Annotated in this window: 9 protein-coding genes; all 9 read left to right on the top strand. The window is 56.2% G+C overall.

Features of this window, described 5'->3' with window-relative positions:
* Positions 1-98: 98 nt before the first annotated feature.
* Complete coding sequence (locus Pla52o_RS18000; RefSeq protein WP_197169329.1) at positions 99-1,121, top strand: DUF1559 domain-containing protein; 1,023 nt, start codon at positions 99-101, stop codon at positions 1,119-1,121.
* Positions 1,122-1,174: 53 nt separating this feature from the next.
* Positions 1,175-1,651, top strand: a complete 477-nt coding sequence (locus Pla52o_RS17995; RefSeq protein WP_146595988.1) for a hypothetical protein — start codon at positions 1,175-1,177, stop codon at positions 1,649-1,651.
* A 543-nt stretch (positions 1,652-2,194) separates the two neighbouring features.
* A complete protein-coding gene (locus Pla52o_RS17990) occupies positions 2,195-3,217 on the top strand; it encodes a DUF1559 domain-containing protein (RefSeq protein WP_146595987.1) in 1,023 nt (340 codons plus the stop codon).
* Positions 3,218-3,267: 50 nt separating this feature from the next.
* Complete coding sequence (locus tag Pla52o_RS17985) at positions 3,268-3,744, top strand: hypothetical protein (RefSeq protein WP_146595986.1); 477 nt, start codon at positions 3,268-3,270, stop codon at positions 3,742-3,744.
* 652 nt (positions 3,745-4,396) lie between these two features.
* Positions 4,397-5,323 carry a DUF1559 domain-containing protein gene (locus Pla52o_RS17980; protein WP_197169327.1) on the top strand — a complete coding sequence of 309 codons (927 nt, stop codon included), beginning with the start codon at positions 4,397-4,399 and terminating at the stop codon, positions 5,321-5,323.
* Positions 5,324-5,373: 50 nt separating this feature from the next.
* Positions 5,374-5,850 (top strand): hypothetical protein, encoded by a 477-nt coding sequence (locus tag Pla52o_RS17975; protein ID WP_146595985.1) that lies wholly within the window; start codon positions 5,374-5,376, stop codon positions 5,848-5,850.
* A 586-nt stretch (positions 5,851-6,436) separates the two neighbouring features.
* Positions 6,437-7,054 (top strand): GntR family transcriptional regulator, encoded by a 618-nt coding sequence (locus Pla52o_RS17970; RefSeq protein WP_146595984.1) that lies wholly within the window; start codon positions 6,437-6,439, stop codon positions 7,052-7,054.
* Positions 7,051-10,404, top strand: a complete 3,354-nt coding sequence (locus tag Pla52o_RS17965; RefSeq protein WP_146595983.1) for a PSD1 and planctomycete cytochrome C domain-containing protein — start codon at positions 7,051-7,053, stop codon at positions 10,402-10,404. Before Pla52o_RS17970 ends, Pla52o_RS17965 begins: the two co-directional genes overlap by 4 nt.
* A gap of 115 nt (positions 10,405-10,519) precedes the next feature.
* A complete protein-coding gene (locus Pla52o_RS17960; protein ID WP_197169342.1) occupies positions 10,520-11,842 on the top strand; it encodes a DUF1501 domain-containing protein in 1,323 nt (440 codons plus the stop codon).
* Positions 11,843-12,017: the final 175 nt, after the last annotated feature.

Here is a 12,017-nt window from a genome sequence, read left to right as displayed (position 1 = left end):
CCAACGCCGCACTGGTGCAATGCACCTGATTGCGCGCCGGTTCCAACAACGCAACTTTTACCGGTCCTTTTCTTTACTACTTCTGAGGGATTTGTCTGATGATGTCATTAACCATGCGTTGCGTGCCCAATAAGACGGGCGTTGACTCGCGAGATTCACATCCTGAGTCTTGCCCCCCTTTGACAAAAGTCTCGGGTGTATTCCCGCGTCACCGGCGTGATGGCAACGCCCGGCTAGGCTTCACGCTGGTGGAATTGCTGGTCGTGATTGCCATCATTGGTGTGTTGGTCGGACTGCTGCTACCCGCAGTGCAATCGGCGCGCGAAGCGGCGCGACGAATGAGTTGCAGCAACAACTTGAAACAGATCGCATTGGGACTGCATAACTACCACGACAGCAATCTCGATTTTCCCGCTGGCTACTACCAATTCACCTATGGGCCGGCGAACGAATCGACTTGGATCTCACACATTCTTCCCTTTATCGAACAAGGCGCATTGTACGAGCAAATCGAACAGTGGAATTATTTCGGCAGCCCAAATGTAAACCCCGGTGTCACCAACGTCATCAAAACCTTCCTGCCCACGATGACCTGTCCCTCGGATGTCGACGTGAAGCTAGCGCTCGGCTATTGGGCACGGGGTAACTACGGGGCAAACAACGGCATTGGGCCGATGTACACCGAAGGTCGAAACCTGGTTACTCGTGGGCCCGTGGGCGTGTTTGGCCAAAACGATTCCAAGAACATGAAGGACATTTTGGACGGGACGAGCAACACGGTAATGATTGCGGAGTTGCTGCGATCCCCCGGCGACGATTTCCGGGGCACGATGCATTATCCCGAAGGACCGCTTTACCAACACAACCAAGGCCCCAACAGCAAGGTGTTTGACCAATTCCGCACCAGTCTATGCAAATCGATCGACCGCGCTCCCTGCACTGGCACGTACACCGCTTGGAACAACCGATCCATCGTGTTGTCGACCCGCAGCCTTCATCCGAGCGTCGTCAATGTCGCGTTGGTGGACGGCAGCGTGCGCACGATCAGCGACTCCATCAACCTAGTCACTTGGCAATACCTCGGTACCCCCGAGGATGGCAATGTGCTTGCGGACTACTAAACGCCCCGCCCGAATGAATTGAATCAATCTCTTTTGAACTTTCGAGACATCACATGAAACTTAGCTTTTTTCCTAGCGTCGCGCAGCGCACGGACGCTGCGGGCGCAAGGGCACCATTGGGACGAATCCTTCCATTGGTGACCTTGGCCTCGACACTATTATTCGCGGTCGGTTGTGGGGACTCCGGTCCGCCACGTGCCGCGGTGCAAGGCAACGTATCGTGGAACGGAGCGCCGGTCGATGCCGGTACGATTAGCTTCATTCCCGATGCCGGTCCAGCGGCCACAGCCGAGATCGTCGCGGGCAAATACGCACTGGCAAAAGAAGAGGGCGCGATCTTCGCAACTCACACCGTGCAAATTTTTGGGATCAAGAATCTAGGCTCGGTCGAAGCGGGACCTCCTCATCCACCCGGCACGATGATTGACGCCACCGAGCAGTACATTCCGGCAAAATTTAACAATGCCACTACGTTGACGGTCGAGATCAAAGATGGCGACAACCAGCACGACTTTGATTTGAAAAAATAGTCGGCTGGCATCGTCCCGTGTGCGTTCGCGCCCGAATCGCAACCCGCACCGCGATCCACGCTCGACACGAATGCAGGGAACGACACGTAATTTGGGAACGCCGCCTCTCCGCCAAGCATCGGAGCGGCGGCGATCTCGACCGCTGTCCGCTCTCTCTCTCTCCGCCGCGACTGCTGACATGGCGCCAACGGCCTCACTCCCCAAGCGCAGCGGAGCGGGCACGATGCGATCCTTTGTACGCATCGCGCCGTCGCATTCTGGCGTAACTCGCCCACCCCCTATCGCAGGCCAAAACGCGGCAACGACGATTTGTCAACATTTTGTCCCCAGTTAGTTTACCCCGCCTTTCGCAACCGGTACCATGTGTGCCACAGACACCCCTACAGAACTCCCCTTAAGCCCCCTTCGCAACAGTGGTCGGAATCGGATTACTCTGTGCCGCGTTTTGCAAAAAACGCATCTGGCGGTCCCCCCACAAGCGTGACGCATCCTGCAGCGAAACTTTCTCGGCCGTTTTCATTACTACTTTTAGGGACTTTTCAGATGATAGTATCCACCATCTGCAGCGCACTCAGCGAACGGGACGCGTGCGTGCAACATTCACATTCCAAATCTTCCCCACGATCGCGCCGGGAATCAGGTGCATCCACTCGCCACCGGCATGATTGCAACGCCCGGCTAGGCTTCACGCTGGTGGAATTGCTGGTCGTGATTGCCATTATTGGCGTGTTGGTGGGACTGCTATTGCCTGCGGTGCAAGCCGCTCGTGAAGCGGCGCGACGAATGAGTTGCAGCAACAACTTGAAACAAATCGCATTGGGACTGCATAACTACCACGACACAAATCTCGACTTTCCTGCCGGTTACTATTGGTACACCTATGGAAGATCAAACGAGTCGACATGGGTCACACACATCCTGCCCTTCATCGAACAAGGGGCTGTGTACGATCAAATCGATGAATGGAGTTACTTTGGCAGCCCGAACCTTAACCCGGGCGTCACCAACGTCATCAGAACCTTTATCCCCACGATGACCTGTCCCTCGGATGTCGACGTGAAGCTGGCGCTCAGTTATTGGGCGCGGGGTAACTACGGGGCAAACAACGGCATTGGGCCGATGTCCACCGCAGGCAAAAACGTGGTTGCTCGTGGTCCAGAGGGAGTGTTTGGACAAAACGACGCCAAGAACATGAAGGACATTTTGGACGGGACGAGCAACACCGTGATGATTGCGGAGCTACTGCGGTCCCCCGGCGACGACTTCCGGGGCGTGTTGCATTACCCCGAAGGACCGCTCTACCAACACAACCAGGGCCCCAATAGCAAGGTGTTTGATCAATTCCGCACCGCTCTGTGCAAATCGATCGACCGCGCTCCCTGCACCGGCACGTATACCGCGCATAACAACCGCTCGATCGTATTATCGACTCGCAGCCTTCATCCGAGCATCGTCAATGTCGCGTTTGTCGATGGCAGCGTGCGCACGATCAGCGACTCCATCAACCTAGTCACCTGGCAAAACCTCGGCATCCCCGACGATGGCAACGTGCTTGCGGACTACTAAACAACCCCGCGCAGTATTGAATCAATTTCTTTTGAACTTTCGAGACAACTATGATACATAGCAGTTTTTCCGGGGGCGTGCTGGCTACGCACCTCTCCGGCGCAAGGGCACGGTTGGGCCGAACCCTACCACTGGTGACCTTGGCCTCGACACTATTATTCGCGGTCGGTTGTGGGGACTCCGGTCCGCCACGTGCCGCGGTGCAAGGCAACGTGTCGTGGAACGGAGCGCCGGTCGATGCCGGTACGATTAGCTTCATTCCCGATGCCGGTCCTGCGGCGACAGCCGAGATCGTCGCGGGCAAATACGCACTGGCGAAAGAAGAGGGCGCGATCTTCGCAACTCACACCGTGCAAATCTTTGGGATCAAGAATCTAGGCTCGGTCGAAGCGGGACCTCCTCATCCACCCGGGACGATGATTGACGCCACCGAGCAGTACATTCCGGCAAAATTTAATAACGCCACTACGTTGACGGTCGAGATCAAAGACGGCGACAACCAGCACGACTTTGATTTGAAAAAATAGTCGTCTGCCATCGTCCCGCGTGTGGTGGCGCCCGAATCGCAACCCGCACCGCGATCCACGCTCGACACGAATGCAGGGAACGACACGTAATTTGGGAACGCCGCCTCTCCTCCAACCAGCGGAGCGGCGGCGATCTCGACCGCTGGCCGCTGGCCTCTCTCTCTGCGCCGCGACTTCTGACATGACGCCAACGGCCTCAGCCCCCAAACGCCGCGGAGCGGGCTGGTAAAGCTGCGTCATTGGTGCCTGCCTCGTGCCCAAGCCTTCTTGTGTGACTCGCTAATCCGGGATCCCAGAACAGCATGCGGCAACGACAAATCTTCGATTTTCTCAGACAAAAATCGTTGACCCCACCTTTTACGACCTGCACATTGTATACAATATCCGCGCAAGGGAGTGCCCCAGCACCCCCTTGCTGAGCGTTGTTCGGAATCTGAGCACGATTTGCGGGATGCCACCAAAAAACGGCAGGTAACGTCCCGCACCGGCGTGTTGCTTCAAACAACGATCCCTTTACCGGTCGCTTTCATTTCTATCTTTAGAGATTCATCTGATGATGTCATCAAACATTTGCTGCCCACTCCACCACAGGGACGCGCGTGCGCGAGAGCCACGTGCAAAATTTGCCCCGCCTTCGACCAAAAGACCAGGTGTGCTCCCGCGTCACCGGCATGATGGCAACGCCCGGCTAGGCTTCACGTTGGTGGAATTGCTAGTCGTGATTGCCATCATTGGCGTGTTAGTCGGTCTGCTGTTGCCTGCGGTGCAAGCCGCTCGTGAAGCGGCGCGACGGATGAGTTGTAGCAACAACATGAAACAAGTCGCATTGGGGCTACATAACTACCACGATACCCATCTCAATTTCCCGGCTGGCTACTACTTTTGGGTGTCCGATCCATCGCCGAACGAGTCCACTTGGGTCACCCAACTTTTGCCATTTATCGAGCAAGGGGCACTGTATGACCAGATCACAGACTTTGATTATTTTGGCTACGGCACTCCTGGGACGGGGGTCACGTTAGTAACCAAAACCTTCCTGCCAACCATGACCTGCCCCTCGGATATTGATGTGGAGCTAATGTTTAGCGCGTTTGCGCGTGGCAACTATGCGGCGAACAATGGCATCGGCCCGATGTACACCGACACCATTAATGCTGCTGCTCGAGGTCCTGTGGGAGTGTTTGGACAAAACGATTCCAAGAACATGAAGGACATCTTGGATGGGACGAGTAACACGATAATGATTGCGGAATTACTGAAATCCAAGGGCACTGATTTCCGAGGCGTGCTGCACTACCCCGAAGGCCCGCTGTACCAGCACAATCAAATCCCCAATAGCAATGTGCCTGACCAAGTTCGCGGGTCTTTTTGCCAATCGATTGACCGCGCGCCTTGCATCAGCGGGTACACCAATCATACAACCCGCGCCCAAGTGCAGGCGTCTCGCAGCCTTCATCCCGGCATCGTCAATGTCGCGTTGGTCGATGGCAGCGTCCGCACAATCAGCGAAACGATCAACCTAGTCACGTGGCAAAACCTCGGCATCCCCGACGATGGCAACGTGCTTGCGGACTACTAAACAACCCCGCGCAGTATTGAATCAATTTCTTTTGAACTTTCGAGACAACTATGATACATAGCAGTTTTTCCGGGGTCGTGCTGGCTAGGCACGTCTCCGGCGCAAGGGCACGGTTGGGCCGAACCCTACCACTGGTGACCTTGGCCTCGACACTATTATTCGCCGTCGGTTGTGGGGACTCCGGTCCGCCACGTGCCGCGGTGCAAGGCAACGTGTCGTGGAACGGAACGCCGGTCGATGCCGGTACAATTAGCTTCATTCCCGATGCCGGTCCTGCGGCAACAGCCGAGATCGTCGCAGGCAAATACGCACTGGCAAAAGAAGAGGGCGCGATCTTCGCAACTCACACCGTGCAAATTTTTGGGATCAAGAATCTAGGCTCGGTCGAAGCGGGACCTCCTCATCCACCCGGGACGATGATTGACGCCACCGAGCAGTACATTCCGGCAAAATTTAACAATGCCACTACGTTGACGGTCGAGATCAAAGATGGCGACAACCAGCACGACTTTGATTTGAAAAAATAGTCGGCTGCCATCGTTCCGTGTGCGTTCGCGCCCGAATCCGCAACCCGCATCGCGATCCACGCTCGACACGAATTCAGGGAACGACACCTAATCAGGGAACAGCGCCGCCGCTCCGGCAACCAGCGGAGCGGCGGCGACCTCGGCTTATCTTGTTTAACGGCTTATCTTGTTTAACACTGCGACGACTTTAGCTACGCCGGAGGATGCGTGGCGGCCCCCCGGGTGCAAAAATCGCTAAGGCGTCGGTGGTGATTCCAGCGTGGCTCCGCCGAGGCAATAGGGCGACGCGATCGCGAAATGGACTGCGAAATGGACCCTGCGTTTCCACAATTTTGCCTTTCCACCCGAACGTCATGGACTCGTTCGCCACCCACCTTTATCGTTGTTTAGGTAATGCATCGTCATCCGTTTTGCTTCCCAAGCTTTGATGCAACGGTTCGGCCGATATCGCTAGCCGAAGCGAAGCAAAATTGCGGAAAAACCAGCCTCATCCGTAGCTTTCTCTTGGCAGACCGCCCGGATTGTATACAATGTGCAGGCACGATGTGTTCGCGTTTACAAATCATCCATTGCAATGGAGCTCAAAATGAATCCACCACTTGTCAGAGGCCTTGGAGAGCAGATTGTAGACCGACTGCGTGACGACATCTTCTCGGGACGCGTTAGCGAAGGGGAGCGATTGCGCGAGACCGAGTTAGCGAAGCGATTTGAGGTCAGCCGCAGTCCGATCCGCGACGCGCTCAAGCAACTGACGTGGGAAGGGGTCGTAGAGACCGACCGGAATCGAGGCTCGCAGGTCGCTTGCTCCGCTCCCGACGAAATCCAAACATTGATCATTCCCCTGCGTCGCACGGTTGAGACACACGCGCTGCGTCTTTTCTTTGGCACGCTACAGGATGCAGATTTCATCCAATGGGAAGGCATCTTGGAGCGAATGAAACATGCCTGTGCAAGCGGTGATTTCGCCGTCGTTTCGGAACAGGACATTGCCTTTCATCGCTATTGGGTCCAGCGATCGAACTCTCCCGATCTGCTCGCAATTTGGTCGGTGATTGTGGCACGAGTGCGGCGTCACTTTCTGGAAAGTCACCGAGCCTACACCGACCCGATGGACATCTATCGCGAACACTTACCGATCATCCAGCGGTTGAAGGACGGGGACCTTGAGGGGACCGTTTTAGCCCTGGAGGAGCACATTCAATGATCACTTTACCCGCGTTGCCGCTTGGCTTGCGTCGCTTCCTTTCGATTCAAACGTTGATCATCACCGCCCTGGTTGGCTCATTTCAATGCAACGATTTGCGCGCGGACAACGCGGTCTCCGCCGAACAACAGGCCGAGATCGAAGCCTTTTTTGAGAACAAGGTACGTCCGCTGTTGTTTGATAAGTGCATTTCGTGCCATGGAGAAAAGAAGCAGCACGCGGGACTGCGACTCGATTCGCGGCACGCGATGCTCGAGGGTGGCGACAGCGGCCCCTCGGTGGTGCCAAAGCAACCCGACGAAAGCTTGTTGATCGAGGCGGTTAAGCGTGAATCATTTGAGATGCCACCGGAGGAATCGCTCGACGACGACCAGGTTCAGATTTTGACGCGATGGGTGGAAATGGGCGCGCCATGGCCGGGCGAGGTCGCCGCGGTCCGCAGCGGCCCCGATTTTGCAAACCACTGGGCGTTCAAACCGATCATCCGTCCCGAGGTGCCAGCGGTCCGCAACTCCGCGTGGCCCCGCAATGCGATTGACTTTTTCATTCTCAATCAGTTGGAACATCAGGGACTCGCCCCCTCAGAACCCACGACGCAGGCGACGCTGGCGCGACGGATCAAATGGGACCTGGTCGGATTGCCTGCCACGTTCCAAGAGCTCGCAGAACTTGAACACAGCGACGCGGAAACCGCAATTTCAGATTGGACCGACCGCTGGCTCAATTCGCCACATTATGGCGAACGAACGGGCCGCCATTGGTTGGATGTGGCACGCTACTCCGATACCAAAGGATACGTTTTCTTTGAGAAACACGATTTCCGTGCCGCCTTCACTTATCGTGACTACGTCATCGACAGCTTCAATGCGGACAAGCCCTTTGATCAATTCATTCGCGAGCAATTGGCCGCGGATTTGATGGACGATGTACCTCATGAATCACTGGCCGCGCTCGGCTTTATTGTGGTGGGGCCGCGATTTAAGAACGACGAACATGAAATTGCCGCGGATCGCATCGACGTGGTCTCACGCGGACTCATGGGGCTCACGATCGCTTGCGCCCGTTGCCATGACCACAAATTTGATCCGATCACGATCGATGACTACTACGCGCTTTACGGTGTCTTTCAAAATTCAATCGAACCGCTGCAGTGGCCATTTCGCTGCGGCGACGAGAAGGCGTTGAAGGATCCTCAAGCAATTGCCATTCGCAAGGCAGCCGTTGAACTCGAGGATCACTACCACGCGCAATACGAGAAAGTGATGGCGGATAGCCATCAACGTTTGGCCGAGTATTTGTTGACGGCCCAATCGCAACGCGGCGGCGTCAACACCGCTGCCTTCGATACCGTCTCCGATGGCGACGACCTGAATCCGGAACTCATGTTGATCTGGAAGCAGTACCTCGACGACACCGAAAGCAGCAACGACCCGGTCTTTTTAGCCTGGCACCGTTTGGCTGGATTAACGCCGGAGACGTTTGCGGCGGAAGCCCCCAACGTGCTGAGTGCAATGACGGCGGCGGACTCCGAACCCGCCGCGAATTCGATCGTTGTCCAACGGTTGTTGGCTGACGCACCTCAATCATTAGCGGATGTTGCCGCCATCTACAAACAGTTGCTAGATGAAGCCGAGGCCGAGCCCACGAAAACCGCAGGCTCCGATCCAGCTTGGCAGGCATTCCGAGACACACTCCGCGGCAGAACCTCACCGCTGCAAACGCCATTTCATGCCTTCCGCATCCTGCGATTGTTTCCGGATCGTCCCTCCCAAGGACCGATCAAAAAACTAAATAACGCATTAGATTCTGCGCGTGCCAAGGCGCCGGTCGAGCTAGCACAAATGTTAGTGCTGAAGGACGCCGACCCTTTGATGGATGCACGTGTATTCCGGCGAGGCAATTCATCCAGCCCCATGCACGTGGTACCACGGCGGTTCCCAAGTTTTTTCGCCTCGGTCAGCGATCAACCGTTCGAACAAGGCAGCGGTCGATTGGAGTTGGCCAACGCAATTGTGTCTCCCAAAAACCCTTTGACGGCGCGTGTGATTGTCAATCGTATTTGGCATCAGCACTTCGGCCGTGGTTTGGTGACGACGCCGAGCAACTTCGGTATGCAGGCGCCCCCGCCATCGCACCCCGCATTGCTCGACTATTTGGCGAGTTGGTTCATGGACCACGGCTGGTCCATCAAGTCGCTTCGACGACTGATCCTCGATTCAGCGACCTACCAGCAGCAAAGCCATCTTAATTCGAAGATCAACACCATCGATCCTGATAACCAATGGTGCAGTCGGATGAACCGTCGTCGGCTCGATTTCGAAACGATGCGTGACACTTTATTATCGATCCGAGGCGATTTGGACCTGACCATTGGGGGCCCCTCGGCGGGAGATCCGCTGGAGCTCACCAACCGCCGTCGTTCGATGTACGCTCACAACAATCGGTTGGACGTTTCGGGCACGATGCGATTGTTCGATTTCCCGTCGCCGGATATCAGCAACGGGCGTCGCGACATGACCTCGGTGCCGGGACAGGCCTTGTTCCTAATGAATCATCCGTTGATGTTGTCGGCTGCGGAACAGGTTTCCAAACGAGCCGCCGAGGCATCCACGCCCGCGGAAAGTATCGAGCGATTGTTTCGTGAGATTTTAAATCGTCACCCCACGGCTCAGGAATTGGAGGAAACAACGGCCTTCGTACAGCGAGCGAGCGAACGTCAAACGGAGGACATTCTCCCTCCTTCCTACTGGTCGTACGGCTATGGCGACGTTGCGACGGATCCTGAGACGTTGAGCAAGTTTGCGGCACTTCCATTTTTCGACGGCGTTCAATTTCGAGGCGGCCCCAAGCTGCCCGATCCCAAGCTCGGCTGGGTGTTCCTCGATGCCACAGGTGGGCATCCGGGCAACACGCCACGACACGCCTCGGTCATTCGCTGGACCGCTCCCACCGCGATCACGGTCTCGGTCACCGGTACCCTGGCTCATGAAAGGGAACCGGGAGATGGCATCCGCGGTCAAATTTTTGCGGCCGGGCGTCGAATCGCCGGGCCGTTCACCCTGCACCAAGACTCCGTCGACACGCCCATTGAGTCGGTCACACTAGCGGCTGGCGAAACGCTCGACTTTGTCGTCGATGTAAATGGGAAACTCGGTCACGATTCGTTTGCTTGGTCGCCCACCATTGTCGAGCTTGTTCCCGAACCGTCGACATCCGAAGCCGAACCACCGGCCGCGCGAAGCTGGAACTACAGCGATCAGTTCCGCCCCAAAGACCCCATCCGGATCACACCGTTACAAAGTGTGGCTCAAGTGCTGTTGATGTCGAATGAATTCCACTTTATCGATTGAGAACTCCATGAACGAAACCAAACTCGACCGATCCAATGGATCCGACCTCACCGCGTCGGGCGTCTCCATTGGCAACCCGGTTTGCAATCGCCGCGAGATGTTGCGGCGATCGGGGATGGGCATCGGCATGCTCGGACTAGCCAGCGTGGCGGCGCATGAGGCCGCTGCGGGTTCCTCGGCACTGCACCATCCCGCCAAGGCCAAGCAAGTCGTTCATTTATTCATGAATGGCGGACCGTCACACGTCGACACGTTTGACCCGAAGCCCGCACTCAAAAAGTACCATGGAAAACCGCTTCCGAACCCTGCCTTGCCGACCGAACGTAAAACAGGCGGCGCGTTAGCGTCCCCGTTTAAGTTTTCACGTTACGGGGAATCGGGAATCGAGGTCAGCGAGTTATTCCATCAAACCGCCCAACACATCGACGACATGTGTGTGATCCGGTCGATGCATTCGGATATCCCTAATCACGAACCGTCACTGCTGTTGATGAACTGTGGTGATAACAATCAACCGCGTCCGAGTTTTGGATCCTGGGTGAATTACGGGCTTGGATCGCTCAATGATAATTTGCCGGGATTCGTGGTATTGTGCCCCAACGGCGTCCCCGTCGTCGGCTCGCAAAATTGGCACTCGGGCTTTCTACCCGGCGCGATGCAGGGCACGCATGTGGACACTGGCAAAGCGGACTATTCGCGGTTGATCGAAAACATCAACAATCCACAGGATCCCGGTGTTCAACGCCGCCAGCTCGATTTGTTGCAAACGATGAACCAACGCCATCTCGAAAACAGTGGCATCGATCCCCAATTGGAGGCCCGGATCGAATCGTATGAGTTGGCCTATCGGATGCAATTCGAAGCGTCCGATGCATTCGACCTGAGTCAGGAACCCGCCTACATTCATGAAATGTATGGTGATTCATTGCAGGGACGACAACTAATGTTGACGCGACGATTGGTCGAACGCGGCGTTCGCTTCACTCAGGTTTGGCATGCCGGTGGCCAAGAGTGGGATCACCACTCCAATCTCGAAAGCGGGTTACGAAACTTGTGTGGCCAGTGGGACAAGCCGTTAGCAGCTTTCCTGGCCGACTTGAAACAACGCGGCATGCTGGATTCGACACTGGTGTTGTGGGGCGGCGAATTCGGACGTACTCCCGTCGCCGAGCTGCCATCGTTGAGTGGTCGCGATCACAACCATTGGGGATTCAGCACGTGGATGGCGGGAGGCGGAGTCAAAGGCGGCCACGTCCACGGAGCAACCGATGAATTGGGATTCGCTGCGATGGAGGACCGAGTCCATGTCCACGACCTGCACGCGACGATGTTGCACTTGATGGGGCTGGATCATGAAAAATTGACCTATCGATACGCCGGTCGTGATTTCCGTTTGACCGACGTGCACGGAAATGTCGCCCATTCCATACTTAGCTAACTCCGAAACATTGATCGCTGGCTAAGGAACGAACGAAACACAATCGCGCAGTTTCACGTAGGGCCGGTTCCCACCGGCCGTCCTTAACGGCTCGATGAAACCGGCCGGGGTAGGAACCGGCCCTGCACTCCTGCCTCAAAAATCACAACCCGAAGCGTAAGCGAGGGACTGAACC

Source organism: Novipirellula galeiformis (genome assembly GCF_007860095.1).
Lineage (GTDB): Bacteria > Planctomycetota > Planctomycetia > Pirellulales > Pirellulaceae > Novipirellula > Novipirellula galeiformis.
This window is presented reverse-complemented; position numbering and strand designations above follow the sequence as displayed.